17 protein-coding genes are annotated in these 18,790 nt (G+C 39.3%); 4 read left to right on the top strand and 13 right to left on the bottom strand.

The genetic code is table 11. The features are described from left to right. Positions 1-242: 242 nt before the first annotated feature. Entirely contained in the window at positions 243-2,798 is a 2,556-nt protein-coding gene (locus RI845_RS01735) for a M14 family zinc carboxypeptidase (protein WP_348388041.1), read from the bottom strand. A gap of 265 nt (positions 2,799-3,063) precedes the next feature. Here RI845_RS01735 and nfuA point away from each other — a divergent pair, with 265 nt between their 5' ends. Further along, positions 3,064-3,642 carry a Fe-S biogenesis protein NfuA gene (nfuA, locus tag RI845_RS01740; protein WP_348388042.1) on the top strand — a complete coding sequence of 193 codons (579 nt, stop codon included), beginning with the start codon at positions 3,064-3,066 and terminating at the stop codon, positions 3,640-3,642. A 531-nt stretch (positions 3,643-4,173) separates the two neighbouring features. Beyond that, complete coding sequence (locus RI845_RS01745; protein ID WP_348388043.1) at positions 4,174-4,989, top strand: hypothetical protein; 816 nt, start codon at positions 4,174-4,176, stop codon at positions 4,987-4,989. Between the two features lie 4 nt (positions 4,990-4,993). Here the strand turns inward: RI845_RS01745 and RI845_RS01750 are convergent, their stop codons facing one another. Next, positions 4,994-6,241 (bottom strand): MFS transporter, encoded by a 1,248-nt coding sequence (locus RI845_RS01750; protein ID WP_348388044.1) that lies wholly within the window; start codon positions 6,239-6,241, stop codon positions 4,994-4,996. Between the two features lie 39 nt (positions 6,242-6,280). Continuing rightward, on the bottom strand, positions 6,281-7,624 hold the full coding sequence (locus tag RI845_RS01755) for an MATE family efflux transporter (RefSeq protein ID WP_405054073.1): 1,344 nt from the start codon (positions 7,622-7,624) through the stop codon (positions 6,281-6,283). A gap of 133 nt (positions 7,625-7,757) precedes the next feature. On the opposite strand from RI845_RS01755, the gene RI845_RS01760 reads away from it, so the two are divergent. Continuing rightward, positions 7,758-8,807, top strand: coding sequence for a polysaccharide deacetylase family protein (locus RI845_RS01760; RefSeq protein ID WP_348388046.1), 1,050 nt, complete (start codon positions 7,758-7,760; stop codon positions 8,805-8,807). A gap of 74 nt (positions 8,808-8,881) precedes the next feature. On the opposite strand, the gene RI845_RS01765 is transcribed toward RI845_RS01760, so the two are convergent. From RI845_RS01765 to RI845_RS01790, 6 genes are all read right to left on the bottom strand, one after another. Then, positions 8,882-9,607 (bottom strand): YebC/PmpR family DNA-binding transcriptional regulator, encoded by a 726-nt coding sequence (locus tag RI845_RS01765; protein WP_348388047.1) that lies wholly within the window; start codon positions 9,605-9,607, stop codon positions 8,882-8,884. A 181-nt stretch (positions 9,608-9,788) separates the two neighbouring features. Continuing rightward, the gene (locus tag RI845_RS01770; protein WP_348388048.1) at positions 9,789-10,427 is read right to left on the bottom strand and encodes an SCO family protein; all 639 of its coding nucleotides are present in this window, start codon (positions 10,425-10,427) and stop codon (positions 9,789-9,791) included. A gap of 6 nt (positions 10,428-10,433) precedes the next feature. Continuing rightward, positions 10,434-11,354: a heme o synthase gene (gene cyoE / locus RI845_RS01775; protein ID WP_348388049.1), complete on the bottom strand. Its 921-nt coding sequence runs from the start codon at positions 11,352-11,354 to the stop codon at positions 10,434-10,436. 8 nt (positions 11,355-11,362) lie between these two features. After that, a complete protein-coding gene (locus tag RI845_RS01780) occupies positions 11,363-12,385 on the bottom strand; it encodes a COX15/CtaA family protein (RefSeq protein WP_348388050.1) in 1,023 nt (340 codons plus the stop codon). Next, on the bottom strand, positions 12,385-12,948 hold the full coding sequence (locus RI845_RS01785) for a hypothetical protein (protein WP_348388051.1): 564 nt from the start codon (positions 12,946-12,948) through the stop codon (positions 12,385-12,387). Before RI845_RS01785 ends, RI845_RS01780 begins: the two co-directional genes overlap by 1 nt. Positions 12,949-13,008: 60 nt before the next feature. After that, positions 13,009-13,761, bottom strand: a complete 753-nt coding sequence (locus RI845_RS01790) for an SURF1 family protein (RefSeq protein ID WP_348388052.1) — start codon at positions 13,759-13,761, stop codon at positions 13,009-13,011. Between the two features lie 61 nt (positions 13,762-13,822). Between RI845_RS01790 and RI845_RS01795 the strand changes: the two genes are divergently transcribed. After that, positions 13,823-14,032 (top strand): DUF2909 domain-containing protein, encoded by a 210-nt coding sequence (locus RI845_RS01795; RefSeq protein WP_348388053.1) that lies wholly within the window; start codon positions 13,823-13,825, stop codon positions 14,030-14,032. A 102-nt stretch (positions 14,033-14,134) separates the two neighbouring features. Here the strand turns inward: RI845_RS01795 and RI845_RS01800 are convergent, their stop codons facing one another. Genes RI845_RS01800 through coxB form a run of 4 tightly spaced genes read right to left on the bottom strand, consistent with a single transcriptional unit; the run spans position 14,135 to position 18,764 of the window. Next, positions 14,135-15,016, bottom strand: a complete 882-nt coding sequence (locus RI845_RS01800; RefSeq protein ID WP_348388054.1) for a cytochrome c oxidase subunit 3 — start codon at positions 15,014-15,016, stop codon at positions 14,135-14,137. Between the two features lie 16 nt (positions 15,017-15,032). Beyond that, on the bottom strand, positions 15,033-15,602 hold the full coding sequence (locus RI845_RS01805; RefSeq protein WP_348388055.1) for a cytochrome c oxidase assembly protein: 570 nt from the start codon (positions 15,600-15,602) through the stop codon (positions 15,033-15,035). A gap of 12 nt (positions 15,603-15,614) precedes the next feature. Next, positions 15,615-17,186, bottom strand: a complete 1,572-nt coding sequence (ctaD, locus tag RI845_RS01810) for a cytochrome c oxidase subunit I (protein WP_348389485.1) — start codon at positions 17,184-17,186, stop codon at positions 15,615-15,617. A 33-nt stretch (positions 17,187-17,219) separates the two neighbouring features. After that, entirely contained in the window at positions 17,220-18,764 is a 1,545-nt protein-coding gene (gene coxB / locus RI845_RS01815; RefSeq protein WP_348388056.1) for a cytochrome c oxidase subunit II, read from the bottom strand. Between the last annotated feature and the right edge of the window lie 26 nt (positions 18,765-18,790).

The following is an 18,790-nucleotide window of genomic DNA, read 5'->3' on the forward strand; positions in this document are numbered from 1 at the left end:
TTTAGAGAATGGTTGTTCCATTGTTAAAGTTAATAACGCGGCATAAATTGCTTTTAAGCCCATCGAAGAAGCCCTTGAGCAATCCCACTACATCGTTGCAGTCATTTGAAAGGGAATAACCATATCTTCATAACTACGTCTTGTATTGGCATCGCTCAAGTACTCTGAAACCTGCATCTTGAAGTGGAACGGGTATATGCCCCAGTAGGCAATGGTTAAGCTAAGTATGGAGCAGGTAGTTTTTACTCTTTGCCATTAACGCTAAATGCCTTTGAGAAAAACAACGCATTAGCAACTATTTTAGCTGTACCTTGCCAGTAACCTCTGAACACTAAGTTACTGCTACTTGCGATTATCCGGCCTCTGCCAACATTATGAGCAACAATTGCGGCATTGCCACTTACTTTATCGATCATTTCTGGTGCAGCATAGCCACTCAATAACGGTGAATTTGTAAATCTGGCAACTGTCACAAAAGGCTTTGAAGGTTGTTCAATGATCACCGTACTATTTTTAAATACCGGTAAGCTATCTTCGCTGTACCCATAAGCAAGCGGGTGGCTTAAATCGAGTTTAGCGGAAAATATAGTGCCGGCAATAAGTTTTTGCGCAGCTAAAGAGCTTTTATCTGCATAGCTTAAGTCATGCGTATCAAACAGTCGGTTGATTTCACTTTTGCTGGTAAAACTGGCATTGAGTAAATTTTTAGCCGCTAAATATTTTAACGCACGTTTTTGCGCATAAATACTGCCACCTTGCTCTAGCCAAGCTTTTAATTTTTTACTGGTTCCTTCAGGCATGGTTTTATATTCGCCATCCACCATAATAATGTGGCTATAGGCAGATAAGTCTATTTTAGCTAAACGACTGGTTTCAATAATACTTACCGGAATGTTTAAGGTGTTATCAAGGTAATAAAGCATGTGTCCAGCTTCATTAGGCGTAACACCTTGACCACCCATCATAAGTACTTTAACTGGCGCTAATGATTTTAAAGAAGGGCTGCCTAAATCGATACCTTTAATTGTTAAACCTGTGCTAATCGCAGTCAGTTCAATAGGTATTTGCTTTTGAATCGATGTTAGCGTATCAAACCAATTATCAGATTGTTGTAACCCCTGTGATATTACTATGGTACCAGCATTGAAAGTTTCTACTTTTTGGCCGATTTCAGCACTAAATGCCTTAGTAGCCACCTTAGCTTTAATGCCGCTGTTTAATAATTTATTCAACATTTTTGGTGCTAAATAATTGTCCCATTTAAATGCATAGGCGTAAGCCGGGGCTGTGGGTGAAACAATTTTTGAATCAACAGGTTGCCATGGGCTTGAAGAGAACTTTACGCTTCTACTGCTTTCTACTTGTACGGCATTAATGTTATAAGCCAATGGTAAAGTCCAACCGGATACATCGTAAAAGGTGTTGTCTTTAAAAGACGTAACCCGTTCAAAAATGGTTTTAATTAAACGATATTGATTTTGCTTCAACGGAACATAATAACTTGTCCCTTGATTGTAATTACGCAGGTCACCTTGATAGGTCTTTGTTAGCGGGTACGCTTGTATTTGATGCTGATTTAACAAATCAAGAAATGTATTTAAGCGATAAGAGTCATGTTCTTCATTAAATAAATAACCTGCATAGTCTTCATCGGCGACCAGTTTATCGATGCTTTGGTAAAACTCATTTCTATGTTCATGCAATTGAACTTTATTTTCTTTTGCGGCAGTCAAGGTTGAAAACGATGTTAAAACATGGTTTTTAATGCCAAAACCAAATGTTAGCTCACCGTTAGCACTGTCGGTTACAAATCCTCGAGAGCTGGCTTGTTCAAATAAAATACCCACGGCAGCATTGATGTCAGGGTAGGTTGAGCCTTTGCCATAATAAAAGTCATCAAACCCTTCTTCGCTGTAATATAAGCGATTGTCAGAGTCGAGGGCCTTGGCGTGATAGTTGGCAAATAACTGTGTTAATTCAATTGTTTTTACTGGTGTTATTGGGTTGTTTCGTGAAGGTACGCCAGGTTGAAAAAAGTAATTGCCATCTTTGCCCATTTCATGAAAATCGGCTAATACGTTAGGTTTATAGTAATGGAAATTCTTCACTCGGTTTTGGCTTTCTACTTGCGAAAGTGGTAACCAATCACGGTTTAAATCAAACATAAAGTGATTCGTTCGACCAGAAGGCCATTGGCGAATATGAGTGCGATGATTAGGATCTGTATTAAAAGATTGATTACGGTTTGAATTTACCCAAGTGGTAAATAAATCCATGCCATCAGGATTTAAACTTGGCTCAATAACAACAATGACGTTATTAAGTATGGCATCAATTTCGCTAGAAATAGCCGCTGCTAGTTGATAAGCAACAAGCATTGAGGCATTGGCGCCAGATATTTCATTACCATGAATACTGTAACCTAACCAAACAACGACAGGAGCATCTGGATCTTGTTTTCCTGTTGCTCTGCGGTCAGCTAAAATTTTATCCAAATTCTCGATATTAGCTTTACTACTAATTGTTGCCACAACTTGGCGACGATGTTCATTGGTAAAACCAATATCGGTAACATTAACATTGTCGCTAGATGCTGCTAATGCATCAAAATACTGCATTAACTGATCGTGGCGCACATGTCGGTCGCCAACATTAAATTTTAAAATGGACTCAGGAGTAGGAATATCTAAGCGATATTTGGTTTGATTGCCAAAGTAGTAATCTAAAGGCTCTGCTTGTACAAGCGCAGTTATAGAAATGCTGCAAAGTATCAAGGCTTTCATTAATTTGAACAACACAAGGCTCCAAGAATGTTAGGTGAAAATGTACTTAATGACTTAAAATTATAGTCTTTTTAGGGGCTTAACAAAATAGATAATAATAAATAGCAATTTATTATCAAAAATAAGTGCCTAAACATGATTAAATATTGTGACAAAACTGGCTCTTAGGCGCATAGAATAGTATTATGGCAACATACTTGAGTTGTTTAGTAGGGTATTGCCAATTTTTATAAAGTTTTTAACGTGCTAAACAAAGTAGAACAATTTAATGGATACAAAAATGATTAAGATTTCAGATACCGCACAAGAGCATTTCGCTAAGTTATTATCGCAACAAGCAGAAGGCACTTGTATTAGAGTTTTTGTTGTAAACCCTGGTACTGCGCAAGCTGAATGTGGTGTTTCATACTGCCCTGTTGAAGCTGTTGAGCCAGACGATATTCGTATTGAATATAAGGGCTTTGCTGCATTAGTTGATAAAGATAGTGAAAAGTTCTTAGTTGATGCTGAAGTTGACTTTGTTACTGACCAAATGGGTTCACAGTTAACTCTGAAAGCGCCAAATGCCAAGTTACGTAAAGTAGATAATGATGCTCCACTGTTTGAGCGTGTTAACTACTTTATTCAATCAGAAGTTAATCCACAACTGGCAGGCCATGGCGGTGATTGTCAATTAATGGAAGTTACTGAAGACGGCTACGCTATTTTACAGTTTGGCGGTGGGTGTAATGGCTGTAGCCAAATTGATTTAACCGTTAAAGACGGTGTTGAAAAACAACTTATTGAAGTTATGGCTGGTGAAATCAAAGGTGTTCGTGATGTGACCGAACATCAACGTGGTGAACACTCGTACTACTAAACCATATTTCACGATAAACAATAAAAACCAGAGCCTAGCTCTGGTTTTTTACTTCATGGAAGAAGTAATGCAAATCGCCAGGGATGGCAGTAGATTTGTAACTTCATGGAAGAAGGAATGCAAATCGCCAAGGACCATTCCTACGCATCCTCGGCAATTGCTCCCTGCATTGCTCTAATAAACAACATCCATGTTGAAAATGCGATCACGGCATATACAACTTCCATGTTGAAAACGGCAGTAGATTTGTAACTTTATGGACAAAGGAATGTCAACCTAACAAGGAGGATAAATTTGAAAAAAAACGCCAAAGACCAGCTATTTAACCCTCATGAATAGTGCATTAATCACCTCTCGAAAGCCACTGTCCGCCCTAGTTTTACTATCTTTTGTAAGTTTTTTGTTTTATCTGTTTGATTGATTTTTCTGTGTTGTTATTTGTTTGTAATTTATCGATTTAAATCTATTAATTGGTTTTTACTTGTTTAGTATCGAAAAAATAAACTAATCAGTTAAAAATTAACCGAACCAATGAAGATCAAATTTATAATAGTTACCGCCTTACTTGCCTCACCGTTAGTTGTCGCAAAAGTAGGTGAGCCACCATCAAACCCACTTGGCTATCTACAAAGTCAATTATCAATAAAGTCTGGTTTTTATACGGTTCAAAATGGCGCAAAAAATAGCGATTATAAACAACTTGATCCTAGCTTTAGTGGTGTTGATGATACTGTTATTACCTCTGTTGAAGCCAAAAGCCAATTTACTTGGGGTGGAACTCATCTAATTGCTCATCATGGTTTAAAAAATGCCACTAATAAAGATGGTCAGCAGGTTATTGCCAATATGATGTTAAATACTGGCGTTAAACCGATAAAGTTATTTGTGGGTTATGATGAATTATCATACAAGCATGGCGCTACCGAAACTAAGTATCGTTATGGTGTGGGATTCGGTCTGCCAATTAAAGGTCAGCTGGTTACCGGTTATTTAACCAAGATATATGGCACATTAGAAACTCCCGGCTTAGCAGACTTTGAAGGCGATAATGGTTATGCGCTGGCATTAAAAAGCAGTTTCAGCATCACCGATAATATTACATGGGATAGTGCTTTTGAGTATACGTGGGATCGTAAACTTACCACACTTCCATTGCCTGAAAGCCATCCTTTAAGAGTCATTGCTGAAGAAAATTTAAGTAAAGAGTCGTTACGAGTATGCAATAAATTATCATATAAGGTGACCAGTAATTTTGACCTTGGCCTAGAGTATGTTTATTTAAAAGGTGATGCAGTATTTGTTAAGGATGGCGGGCTATTAGGTGCCTTTGCTGCCTATAAATTTTAATGATTTATAGGCTGTTTTTACGGTTTTTATAATGCCAAATACACACGAATAACATAATAGCAATAAATGGCAATGTACTATAAATCACTATTTCCCAGCTTTGGGTGAATAGCAACCAACCTGCCAACAAAGATGCTAAGCCTTGCACAGTAAAAATACTAAAATCATTTAAGGCTTGTACCTTAAAGCGTTCATTGCCTCGATAGCTTTCAGGTAATAACACCGTGCCGGTAATAAATAAGAAATTCCAACCAATGCCCAGTAATACCATCGCCCACCAGTAATGCATTACCTGTTGGCCATCTAATGCAACAATTGTCACTACGGCAAACATTACTGTTCCTACAATTAACACCTTTGCACTATTAAAGCGTTTAATTAATGCACCAGTAAATAGAGAAGGTAAAAACATGGCGGCAATATGGCTTTGAATAACCCATTTAGTATCTATTAATGAATGACCATCCATTGCATGCATGCTTAGAGGTGTTGCTGTCATGACGAAGCTCATCAAGCCGTAACCGATTGCTGACGAAAGTAAAGCGATAACAAATATAGGCTGTTTGATAATTTGTTTGAGCGGTCTATCTTGGTCAATTTGAACGTTACTTTGCTTGGCGTTAGGATCAGTAAACAATTGAAACACAAGCAACGAAATTAATAACAGGATTAAAAGACCTAAAAATGATCCCGCGTATCCATGCGGAGCTGTTATCCAATCTTTCGCCATTAGAGCTATTTCAGGCCCTATCATGGCCGCAAATATTCCGGAGAGCATTAGTGCAGATATAACTTTAGCGGCGTTATCAGGGCTCACACTTTCAAGAGCAGCGAAACGCATTTGCTGAGCAAATGCCATGCTGGAACCCATTAAAAATGTTGCTAATATAAATAAATTAAAGCTGGCGGTCACGGCACTGAACATAGCGGTTAACGTGCCAACAATAGCAATGATAAAGCCAATGTTTGTTGCTCTTTTACGACCGAATTTACTCGACAATTTAGAGACTAAAAAGGTGCTTGCTGCCATGCCTAAAATCATTATGGTCATTGGTAATGTCGCAAGGCTGGGGTCGGGAGCAATTTTGCTCGCCAAAATCCCACCGATGAATGTAATGGTAGGAGTAATACACATTAATAATGGCATGGTAAAAAAAAGCACTGCCACATTACGGGGTAGATTCAATACTTTTGTTATTGTTAATAAAGCAATAACCATTGCCACTACTATCAATGCAAGAGTGATAAACATTTAACAATAAACCTTAGGATTAACCAAACTCAGTGTACCTTAGCAAAAACGGTGTTTGTTTTTATTAAAGTGGTAAAAAAGAGTAACGCCACGCGCCACCATAAATAGACAAAACGCTGCCCATATACCATGATTTCCGTAGCCTTGTAGGATGAACCAGCATGGAAAAAAGCAGACAAATGTTGAAATTACCATTGAATTTCGCATCGTTGCAGCTTCAGTTAAACCGATATACACACCGTCATATAAATAACACCAACAAGCGAGTATTGGTAAAGCAATTATCCAGGGCAAAAACTCACTGGCATAGCTAACTACGTCAGGTATGTCAGATAACATGTTAATAAACGCTAAGCCGAATAGATAAAAGAACAAACTATACACAATCGCAAAAGCAAAGTTATATTTCAACGCTGTATTGACCGCGAGAGATAATGCGCTTGCATCTTTTGCCCCTTTTGCTCGTCCAACCCTTGCTTCGGCGCCATAAGCAATGCCGTCTAAACCAAACGAAATAAGCAGTAAAAAATTAAGCAAAATTGCATTAGCGGCAACTACGGTATCACCTAATCTTGCCCCTTGAAAAGTAATAAAGACAAAACAAATTTCTAAGCACAATGTCCGTATCACAATATCGCGGTTAAGTTTTAAATACGGGCTGAAATCTGCTTTGCTAAACAAGGTGTTTTTAGTATCAGCTAAGGTTTTAACCAAATCTCGATGGTGAATGTTCAGAGTTTTTGCGACAAAGTATAAACCTAACAGTAAGCTTGAATATTCAGCAATTAATGTTGCAACGGCTATACCCATTATTTGCCAATTAAAGCCTAAGACAAACAGTAAATCCAAACTTAAATTAACAACGTTGGTGACAATTAACAGCCACATAGCAAGTTTGGCTTTATGTAAGCCCAGTAACCAACCTAAAATCACTAAATTTGCTAATGCAGCAGGGAAACCCCATATTCTGATTTCAGTGTATTGGCGGGCATAAAATTGCACTTGTTCGCTGCCACCAGATAACCATAACGATGCATTTATATAAGGCGCTTGCAGTACAATCATTATAAGGCCAATAATAAAGGCAACAACTAAACCTCGACTTAATACCAGAAGTATTTGCTGACGGTCGTCACTACCATAAGCTTGTGCAGCAAGGCCTGAGGTAGACATCCGTAAAAAACCACAAAACCAAGTGATAAAAGTGATGATCATTGCACCAACAGCGGTGGCACCTAAAAAGTAAGCTTCAGGCAAATGACCAATTACGCCAGTATCTACCAAGCCCAATAACGGCACAGTAATATTGGATAAAATCATTGGAATGGCGAGCGCAAATAACGCCTTCCGCTCCTGTTGTTGCTTGGTTGCTGTCAATGCCACACCTTGGGTAGAAAATAATTATGTTTTTATTAGCAGAATCAATCAAATGACTCTATTCTGAAAGTAACATAGCGGTTACCATTACTATGAAAGTTAACGAGTATATAATACGGGATCTAACGAAATATTATCTATGAAAAATACATTATTTGTAATTTTACTCTCAATGTTCTCTTCTTTTGCGCAAGCGACTGTTGTTTTGGTCTATCACCATGTAAGCGAGAAAACGCCGAAAAGTACATCAATCACTCCGACACAGTTTGAACTACATCTCAATTATTTTAAAGATAATGATTTTAAAGTGATCCCACTATCTGAAATGGTTGATAAGCTAAAAGCTAAACAACCGCTGGAGGATAGAACGATCGTTATCACCTTCGATGATGGCTATAGCGATATTTTAACCAATGGCCATCCGTTATTACAAAAATTTGGCTACCCATATACTATGTTTATTAACCCAAATACAGTACCCAACAAAAGTGGTATGTATTTAGATTGGGCTCAAATAAAACAAATGTCTGATGACGGTGTGATAATTGCTAACCATGGTTTAGTACACGATTCTTTAATTAAAGCGCCTAAAGGAGTAGATGCACAAACATGGCTTGAGAAAAAGCTGGATGAATTGCAGCAATCGGAGCAAATAATTAAAAATAAAGTAGATCAAAATTGGAAATACTTTGCTCTACCTTACGGAGAATATACCCCACAAGCGCAGCAACAGTTGGCTTCATTGGGCTATGCTGTTTTTACTCAACAATCTGGCCCTGTAGGCGACACTACTGATATTACTGCGATACCACGTTTTCCCGCCTCAATGCCTTATGACCAACTTGGGCCGTTAAAAGATAAGCTAAATTCATTGGCTTTTACTGTGTCCGCGAAAAGCCAAAGAGCGCAAACAATAGTGCCTTTTGGTGAGCAACCTGACAAAACGGTGGAAGTAAGCCTTAATGACTTTTATCCCAACATGCTTGCATGTTTCATTGCTGGTGGTGGTAAAGCAGAAATCACTTGGCAAGGAGAAGAAAGTTTTACCATGAATTTTGACGCTAACTTTAAACCGGGTAGAAATCGCAGTAATTGCACTGCACCGAGTATTTCAAAACCGGGTAGGTTTTATTGGTATTCAAGGCCTTGGTTTGTACCAAAAGCAGATGGAAGTTGGTATACCGATTAAATGAAAAAGGGGTCAGTGATATTTACCATTTATGATTGGTAAATATCACTGACCCCTTTATCTATATTCGTATTTTATCGAATTACTTCAGCGTTGTGATAAATGTTTTGCACATCATCACTGTCGTTAAGCATATCCATAAATTTATCAAACATTTTAAGATCATCTTCACCACTGATTTCTTTATAATCTTGTGGATTCCAAGTGATTTCATCTACTTCTAAAGTGAGATCTGGGTATTCTTCAGTTAGTGCTGTTTTAGTGTTGAAATACTCAGTGTGCGGCGCCGTTACAGTAATGATGCCATCTTCTAACTCAACATCGGTTACATCAACATCAGCCATCATTAATGCTTCTAGTACGGCTTCTTCGTCATCACCTTTAAAACAGAAAATAGCAACGTGGTCGAACATAAACGCGGCTGAACCTGGACCACCAATTTTTGAATCGGTTTTAGTAAATGCTTGACGTACATCTTTGATGGTACGGTTGGTGTTATCTGTTAAACAGTCAACAATAACCATGAAGCCACCAGGGCCAAAGCCTTCATAGCGAGCTGCTTCGTAATTTTCACCACCAGCGCCACTTGCTTTGTCGATTGCATTTTGAATTACATGAGTTGGAACTTGGTCTTTCTTCGCCTTATCGATTAAACGACGAAGGGCTAAGTTGCCATCAGGATCAAGACCACCGTTTTTAGCGACTACGTAAATTTCTTTACCGTATTTTGAATAAACTTTAGTTTTTTGTCCCGCGGTTTTCGCCATATCGGCTTTACGGTTTTGGTAAGCTCTGCCCATCTTAATTCTGCTCTTTATTTTTTAAACTGTATTGCTACTGATTTTATCAATAATAACGCCATTTATGCTAGTGCCATTTGTGCTAGCGCAACAATTATCAATGCTAATCGCAATAATGATATTTTATTAACTAGAAGATAGGGGCAAACTTAGTGCTTTTCAAGGTTAAAAGCATTCACCCTTATGGTTGCGTTAATTGATAAATCTTTTCAAAATCTTTCAGCATAATTTCTGAGTCAATGCTGGGGATTGCCAATGGGTCGGTTTGTACCGGTTTGAAAATTGCCTGAATTTGACCATTAGGGTTGGTCAGTATAATTGAGGCACTATGGTTTACCAGATAAAACTCGTCGCTAGTGTCTTCAACAATGCCATACATTAACCCTAAACTTCTGGCGAAGGGGAACAACACTTCGTGACCCGCCCTGAGTGCAACAAATTCCTCATTGAAATAGCGTATATAGCTGTTCAATTTTTGTTGGGTATCTCGTTTTGGATCAGCAGTCACTAATGCCACTTGCATATTGTTTTGAGTAATTTCTTTAAGCTGTGGATAGATATAATTAAGCTCTTGTAACGTTACCGGACATACATCCGGGCACGATGTATAGCCAAAAAAGAATAGCGTCCATTTGCCAAGTAGTTGTTCATTAGCAAATGAATTACCGTTATGGTCGGTAAGTTCAAAATTGGCTATGGTGCGCGGTTGCTGGTACAACAAAGCATGTTCTGGTTGCTGATTGTTAAAATGCTTTTGGTAAACAAACGCACCAATGGCTGCAGATGCAACAGCCAAAATGATGATTAATAATTTATTCATAAAAACTTATACTGCCGGTAAAATATAATGATCAGCTAATAATACAATAAATAGCACCATTAAATGCACAATGGAAAATCTGAATGTTTTCATTGCCGTATCTTTTTCAGCGTTAAACTTTAATTTCCATGCATAAGCAAAAAATGCCAAGTTTAAAGCACAAGCACCAATGAGATAAATCCAGCCACTCATGCCTACCAAGTACGGCATTAAGCCAACAATAAATAATAAAATGGTATACAGCAAAATTTGTGTTTTAGTGAAGGTTATACCATGGGTAACCGGCAACATTGGAATGTTTACTTTCGCGTAATCGTCACGACGATGAATTGCCAGAGCCCAAAAATGTGGCGGCGTCCAAACAAATACTAATAACACTAAAAGTAATGCATGCGGGTGGACTTCATTAGTCATTGCCGTCCAGCCTAACAGCGGTGGAATTGCTCCAGCAAGACCACCAATGGTGATGTTTTGCGGGGTCGCGCGCTTTAAGTACAAAGTATAAATTACCGAATAACCAACTAAGCCAGCAAACGTTAACCAAGCGGTTAACGGGTTTACTAATACATACAGCATTGCAAAACCGATAACCGATAACGCGGCAGCAAAGACAATGGCATTTTTATTACTTATGCGGCCATTAGGTAACGGACGGTTGTGGGTACGAGCCATAATGGCATCGATTTTTTGATCAACAATATGATTAATGGCGGCTGAAGCCGACGACAATAAACCTATTCCCAGCATTGAAGGTAAGAGGATTTGCCATGGAATTGCACCCGGTACAGACAAACTCATGCCAACTAATGCGGTTAACACTAATAATGCGACAACTTTAGGTTTGGTTATTTCGTAATATTCGCGCCATGAAACAGGGCTAGTATCAACTTCTATAGTCTCAAGGGTATCTACGCTTGCTTTACTCATTTTAGCTCCTAAATTTTTCGTTTTAAGCTATAGCTTAAATTGATCATGCTTAACATTAACAGTGCTGCAACTACGTTGTGACTAACAGCTACTGGAAGCGGTAAAGTAAAAACAATATTACTTACGCCAAGGGCTACTTGGCAGGTTAAAATAAAGCCGATCAATACGGCAGTATTTTTGAAAAAGCTTGATTGTGCATTGCGAAACACACTGATTGCTAACCAGGCAATATATAGCGTGGTAACGATTGCGCCAATTCGATGCATAGCATGAATGGTAATGCGTTCGGCGTGACTTAAAAAACCAAATTCATAGGTTTCACGCTCTGGTGGAATTAAATCGAATGAATTAGCAAAGGTAAGTTGTTGCATCCAGCCATCCTGACAAATTGGCAATTGTGTACACACGAGCGCAGCGTAGTTACTTGATGTCCAACCACCGAGGGCTATTTGCAGCGTGAGTATAACCACACCAATAAACGCAAAGATTTGATACTTGCGTAATTTATAATCCCCACCTGGAACGCGAGAGGAAGAAAGACGAAGGTATAGCAGGTACAGCAAGCATAAAGTAACAAATCCACCTAATAAATGCCCCATAACTACAATGGGCATGAGCTTCAACGTAACTGTCCACATGCCAAGTGCCGCTTGGAATATTACTGTACATACCAAGGCAAAAGGCAGAAATAGCGGAAGCCCTTTATCTCGATGTTTAAATGAAAAGATAAAGATTGCACCAATAAGCAATCCTAACGCGCCGGCAAAGTAGCGATGGATCATTTCGTTCCATGCTTTTTCTGGTTCAACTGGACGTTCAGGGAACGCTGACTCTGCAACGGCAATTTGTTCGCTAGTTTCTGGAACATCAATAAAGCCATAACATCCCGGCCAGTCTGGGCAACCTAAACCGGCGTGAGTTAAACGAGTGTAAGCCCCAAGGGTAATAACGACTAACGCTAATAAAATGGCGACAAAAACTATTTTACGAGTGCTGGCACTGTGTTTGCGATCTTGCATAGAATCGTTCATTAGCCAATCCTCGAGTATTTTAATAGCTTTTTCAGATCACTTAACATTGCTTTACCAAAGGCAGGAATATCTTCAACGGTCGCTGGCTGGGTGTACGTTAGAACAATGTTACCTAATGGGTCGGCAACATATATTTGAGTTGATGATAACGAGCTTTGCGCTGCAACAGGGGTGTCAATTACACGCCAATGTTTATCGTTTATGTGTTGCAGTTGCTCTGCGTTAAACGGCGAATTGCTCAGTGCAATTGGAGTGACTCGCGGTGTTTCTCGACCCAAAGCTAAATAAGCGTGCTCAATACCCATTAGGGTTTGTTGACAATGCTCTTCGCAGTTTTCAGGCAATGAATAAATAACAAACCATTGTTTGATGTCGGCTTTTTCAAGGCCAATTTCTTCCAGGGTTAATGGTTGTTCTAATAACTGTCCCTGGTTTGTTACGCCATAGTTAAACCATTGATTATCTAATGCGAGTTTTGCTATTACTACGGGAAGAATAAATGCAGCTAATACGAGTACTAGTGTACGCCGTGATTTTTTCTGACTATTGGTGGAAGAGGTCATTGGGAGCCTTTTTTAATTTTTATTATTAGGTGTTTTTTTAATTAGTTTTTAATTCTGGGTTTAATCTTTAGAGCGATAAGTTTTGTAACTTGCCCAAATCATTAAGCTTAACCAGGCGATTGCCAGTGTTAACCACTGCAGCGCATAGCCTGTATGTTTTTCAGGCGGCATTACTACCGGTTGCCAGTTTTTTGTATAACCTATATGTTCTTTTTTATCTAAGAAAACCACAAAGGGCAAGAGCTTAATGTTAATTAGTTGTGATATTTTTTTTATGTCTATTTGTTGAATTCGCTGTGGCCATGAATCATGACTTAATTGTTCTTCAGTTAAAACAATGCCTTGTTCGATGATCCTGATGTTACCAACCATCCGTTGACTACCATTAATGTCGTTTACGCTAGGGATAAAATTTCTATCGATTGAGCCTTGTATCCAACCTAAATTCACTAATACCGATTTATTCGATTTTTCATCAGTAAACACCTGCAGAACTCGGTAGCCTAATTTTCCCTGATGGGTTTGGTTATCCACTAAAAACTTGTATTGGTTATTAAAGGTGCCGTTCAGAACTACCGGGATATCGTTAAGCATTTCTGTTTTACCGTTTACATCGCTGAGTACAAAGTTGAGGTCCAGCGCTTGTTGCTTGCTTAACATTTCTATATTAGCTAAGCGTTGTTGTTTATCAGCACTGCGATCAAACTGCCAAAGACTAAGCTTGATTAATCCAAAAAATACAAGCAAGGTAAAGATAACCCACGGCAGATGCCATGAAGCCAAGAATGATTTAAACGTATTTTTTGTAGTCATTGGGTACCATTACAACAATTTTTATAATAAAAAAAATCAAAAAATAAATGGGAGCAAAACATTGGTTTATAAGATTTTCATCGCTATATTTTTAGCGTTTATGATTTACAACTTGTATCGAGCTATGGTGGTAATGAATAAAAACTCAGCAGAGCAACCACCTATGTCTAAATATATAGGTCGTCGAGTAATATGCTCAGCTATTATTGTTTTAATCCTACTGATTGGTATAACCACAGGGTTAATTACTCCAAATCCAAGACCGTATTAAACATCGACTATCAGCCGACACACCAGTGTCGTCCTGAACTTGTTTCAGGATCTAGAATTAAAAAACCGCGCCTATAGTTAAGCGCGGTTTTTTATTAACTTACTACAGTATATAAACGAATAAAAACAGTAGTACCCATACTACATCGACAAAATGCCAATACCAACTGGCAGCTTGGAACGCAAAATGGTTGTCAGGGCTAAAGTGACCTTTAAGCACACGAAAGAACATCACAATTAACATGATAGTACCTAAGGTTACGTGCATGCCATGGAAGCCGGTGAGCATGAAGAAAGTATTACCATAAATACCACTTGCCAGGGTTAATCCCATTGATGAGTAGGCATGAATATATTCTTCAACTTGAAGTACTAAAAACGCTAAACCTAGTAACACTGTAATACCTAACCAAGCTTTCAATGCACCACGTTTATTTTGCTCTAAAGCTACATGAGCAAAGTGAGCAGTAACTGATGAAGTCATTAGCAAAATTGTGTTATACAGCGGTAAACCGCCCCAACCCATGGCTTCGGTAGTCGTGCCATCTGGCGTCGTTGTTAGTGGCCATGCAGCATGAAATTCAGGCCATAATACTTGGAATGTTTCCAAGTTATTACCAGCACCGCCAAGCCAAGGCACACTTAATACTCTGGCGTAAAATAATGCGCCAAAGAATGCGGCAAAAAACATTACTTCTGAAAATATAAACCAGCTCATACCTTGGCGAAATGAATTATCCATTTGCGCACTGTATTTTCCGTCCATTGATTCATCAATAACGTTACTAAACCAGCCGAATACCATATAAATTATTAACGCGATACCCGCTAATAATACCCAGCCGCCAATACCTTCACCGGTATCCAAATTGGCCACATAGTTACCAGCACCAATTGCGATTAAAAATAATGCAACGGCGCCTATAATTGGCCATTTGCTTTGATCCGGTACGTAATAACTTTCATAATCTTTTGTTGTTGTCATTAGTTTTCCCCTACGCTTAATCTGCAACTTCGGTCGACGTTTCGCTCTCTGTTATGTCATATAAGGTATATGACAAAGTCAGCTCAGAGATATGTTCTGGCAGTTCTGGATCCACATAAAATTGCAGTGGTAACCAGGCATCTTCATTTGCTTGTAATGGTTGCTGATTAAAGCAAAAACATTCAATTTTTTGAAAATAATTAGCTGCCTGTCCTGGTGAAACAGACGGTACTGCTTGCGCAACACCATCTCGACCTGATTCATTTTTTGCGTAATATTTTACAAATTTCATTTCCCCTGGGTGAACATTGATAAAGTTCATTTCTGGCTTAAATTGCCAAGGCGCACCCTTTGCAGTGCGACTAATAAATTGAACTCGAATTGTTCTTGATGTATCAATGCCATCTTCATTAACGGTCGCAGCAGTCGTTGCTGTTTTACCGTTTAACCCAGTGATATCACAAAACACATCGTATAAAGGCACCAAAGCAAAGCCAAAGGCGAACATAGCAAATACAGTAACAACAAGTTTCGTTACTCCTTTTTTTACCTTCGTGTCCATTGGCTGTGCTTGGTCTTTAGTCATGTGCTTTCCCCATTACTTAATTTCTGGTGGTGTTGAGAATGTGTGATAAGGCGCAGGAGATGGAACTTCCCACTCTAAGCCTTCAGCACCATCCCAAGGTTTCGCAGGCGCTTTCTCACCGCCACGAATACATTTGATCACCAACACTAAGAATATTAGTTGTGATAAACCAAAGGCAAAACCACCTATACTTACCCACTTGTTAAAGTCTGCAAACTGTAGAGCGTAATCAGGAATACGACGAGGCATACCAGCAAGGCCCAAGAAGTGCATAGGGAAGAACAATAGGTTTACTGAAATTAGTGAACACCAGAAATGGAATTTGCCTAACTTCTCGTTGTACATGTTGCCGGTCCATTTAGGTAACCAGTAATATGCTCCTGCATAAATAGAGAACAATGAGCCGGTAACCAATACGTAATGGAAATGCGCTACAACAAAGTAAGTATCATGATATTGGAAATCCACCGGCGTCATCGCCAGCATTAATCCAGAGAAACCACCAATAGTGAATAAGATCACGAAGGCAATTGAGAACAACATAGGTGTTTCAAAAGTCATCGAACCTTTCCACATGGTTGCTACCCAGTTAAATACTTTAACCCCGGTAGGCACCGCAATTAACATGGTGCAGTACATGAAGAACAATTCACCTGCAAGCGGCATACCTGTCGTAAACATGTGATGCGCCCATACAATAAAGGATAGGAACGCAATCGATGATGTTGCATAAACCATTGAGCTGTAACCAAATAACTTCTTGCGAGCAAACGCAGGAATAATGGTTGAAACAATACCAAAGGCTGGCAATATCATGATGTAAACTTCAGGGTGACCGAAGAACCAGAAAATATGCTGGAACATTACCGGATCACCGCCCCCGGCAGCATTAAAGAAGTCAGTACCAAAGTAAGTATCGGTTAATACCATAGTTACTGTACCTGCGAGGACCGGCATAACTGCTATTAATAAGTAAGCGGTAATGAAGAATGTCCATACAAATAATGGCATCTTCATGTAAGTCATACCTGGAGCACGTAAGTTCATTATGGTAACAACAATGTTGATTGCCCCCATAATTGACGAAATACCCATAATATGAACAGCAAATACGAAAAATGCAGTACTACCATTTGAATAGGTTGTTGATAATGGCGCGTAGAATGTCCAACCAAAGTTAGGACCACCGCCTTCCATAAACAACGAAGCCAATAAAATGCCAAAGGCAAAAGGTAATATCCAGAATGACCAGTTATTCAAACGAGGCAGTGCCATATCTGGAGCACCGATCATCATAGGTAACATCCAGTTAGCCAAACCGGTAAAGGCTGGCATAATGGCACCAAAAACCATGATCAAACCATGTACGGTTGTCATTTGGTTAAAAAAGTCAGGTTCTACAATTTGCAAACCGGGTTGAAATAGCTCGGCGCGTATCACCATTGCCATTGCACCACCGGTAAGCAGCATAATGAATGAGAACCAAAGATAAAGGGTACCAATATCTTTATGGTTAGTTGTGTATAACCAGCGTTTAATGCCAGTCATCTTATGATCATGATGATCGTCGTCATGATGATCCATAGTGTCAGTTGCTGTTGTCATAATCATTCCCCCTTATTTGGCTACGTCTTTAGCTTGAACCATATCGCCGGTGCTATTGCCCCAAGCATTACGTTCATAAGTAATTACTGCTGCCATCTCTTGTGGAGATAACTGTGCAGCAAAGCCCATCATGGCAGTACCAGGTTTACCATCTACAACCATGCTAATGTGTGCATTAACATCGCCAGTGGCAATTGGACTACCTTTTAAGGCTGGGAATGCTGGTGGCATACCAGCGCCTGAAGCTTGGTGACAAGCGGCACAACTTGCGTTGTAAACTTCTTCACCTTTGCTCATCAACTCATCCATAGATAAGTCATCTAAATTGACTTCGGCTGCTGCAACTGGTGTTTCTACAGCCGCTTCTTCTACAACTGGCGTTGCATCACTAATTGATGCTCCATCAGTACCGTCGACAATAAATTTAACATCTGCAGGTTGAACAGCTTGACCAGTATTGTTATCCCAAGCATTACGCTCGTAAGTAACCACTGCAGCAATTTCTTTAAGTGATAATTGCTTACCGTAGCCTTGCATACCAGTACCTGAACGACCATTGAATACCACATCAATGTGCTCGCCAAGTTTGCTTGGAGCCGTTGCTAGTTCACTGCCCTTAAGCGCAGGGAATGCTGGTGGTAAACCTAAACCTGTTGGTTGGTGACACGCCGCACAGTGTGCTGCATATGTTTGCTCACCTAATGCCATTAGCTCTTCCATTGGAAGTTTAGCGGTAAGCGATTGTGCTTCGGCCTCTGCGGCTTTAGTCATGGCAATTTTTTGCTCATTAACCCATAGCTCGTAATCAACTTCAGAGCGAACATCAACAACAATAGGCATGTAACCGTGATCTTTACCACAAAGCTCAGCACATTGGCCGCGATAAATGCCAGGTTCATTCACTTTGGTCCAAGCTTCATTAATAAAGCCTGGGTTAGCATCTTGTTTAACCGCAAATGCTGGTACCCACCAAGAGTGAATAACGTCATCAGAAGTTATTAAGAAACGAACCTTGCGATTCACTGGTATAACTAATGGCTTATCTACTTCTAAAAGATAATTTTCATTTGACCATTTCTCGCCATTGTCACCATCTCGGTTATCAAATTGAGATTTTGGTGTAGATAAAACACTATAAAATTCAATGCCTTGATCAAAATACTTATAATGCCATTTCCACTGCGAACCAGTCACTTGCACGGTGATATCAGAATTACTGTTATCTTCCATGTCAATTAAAGTCGTAGTTGCAGGCCATGCCATACCGATAAGAATTAAAATAGGAATAGCGGTCCAAAGAATTTCAACTTTGGTGCTTTCATGAAATGAGGCTGGTTTTGCCCCTTTAGATTTGCGGTGGAATATCATTGACCAGAACATAGCGCCAAATACCACGACACCTATTACCGTACAAATCCACATTACCAACATATGCAATTCATAGACATTTTGGCTGACATCAGTCACACCTTTGGTCAAATTTAATTGCGATTCTGCCCAAGCTGAACTGGAAAGTAAGCTTCCCAACAACAGCCAACCCAGGTTACGTCTCTTCACTCGACATCTCCTCTGCTTTTTTTAGC

This window comes from Thalassotalea nanhaiensis, from assembly GCF_031583575.1.
In the GTDB taxonomy this organism is placed as follows: Bacteria; Pseudomonadota; Gammaproteobacteria; order Enterobacterales; family Alteromonadaceae; genus Thalassotalea_A; species Thalassotalea_A nanhaiensis.

What these genes read in the sequence shown, in the direction of transcription:
- nfuA (WP_348388042.1), top strand. Translation starts at nt 3,064, where the DNA reads ATGATTAAGATTTCAGATACCGCACAAGAGCATTTCGCTAAGTTATTA.
- RI845_RS01745 (WP_348388043.1), top strand. Translation starts at nt 4,174, where the DNA reads ATGAAGATCAAATTTATAATAGTTACCGCCTTACTTGCCTCACCGTTA.
- RI845_RS01750 (WP_348388044.1), bottom strand. Translation starts at nt 6,241, where the DNA reads ATGTTTATCACTCTTGCATTGATAGTAGTGGCAATGGTTATTGCTTTA.
- RI845_RS01760 (WP_348388046.1), top strand. Translation starts at nt 7,758, where the DNA reads ATGAAAAATACATTATTTGTAATTTTACTCTCAATGTTCTCTTCTTTT.
- RI845_RS01765 (WP_348388047.1), bottom strand. Translation starts at nt 9,607, where the DNA reads ATGGGCAGAGCTTACCAAAACCGTAAAGCCGATATGGCGAAAACCGCG.
- RI845_RS01770 (WP_348388048.1), bottom strand. Translation starts at nt 10,427, where the DNA reads ATGAATAAATTATTAATCATCATTTTGGCTGTTGCATCTGCAGCCATT.
- cyoE (WP_348388049.1), bottom strand. Translation starts at nt 11,354, where the DNA reads ATGAGTAAAGCAAGCGTAGATACCCTTGAGACTATAGAAGTTGATACT.
- RI845_RS01780 (WP_348388050.1), bottom strand. Translation starts at nt 12,385, where the DNA reads ATGAACGATTCTATGCAAGATCGCAAACACAGTGCCAGCACTCGTAAA.
- RI845_RS01785 (WP_348388051.1), bottom strand. Translation starts at nt 12,948, where the DNA reads ATGACCTCTTCCACCAATAGTCAGAAAAAATCACGGCGTACACTAGTA.
- RI845_RS01790 (WP_348388052.1), bottom strand. Translation starts at nt 13,761, where the DNA reads ATGACTACAAAAAATACGTTTAAATCATTCTTGGCTTCATGGCATCTG.
- RI845_RS01800 (WP_348388054.1), bottom strand. Translation starts at nt 15,016, where the DNA reads ATGACAACAACAAAAGATTATGAAAGTTATTACGTACCGGATCAAAGC.
- RI845_RS01805 (WP_348388055.1), bottom strand. Translation starts at nt 15,602, where the DNA reads ATGACTAAAGACCAAGCACAGCCAATGGACACGAAGGTAAAAAAAGGA.
- ctaD (WP_348389485.1), bottom strand. Translation starts at nt 17,186, where the DNA reads ATGGATCATCATGACGACGATCATCATGATCATAAGATGACTGGCATT.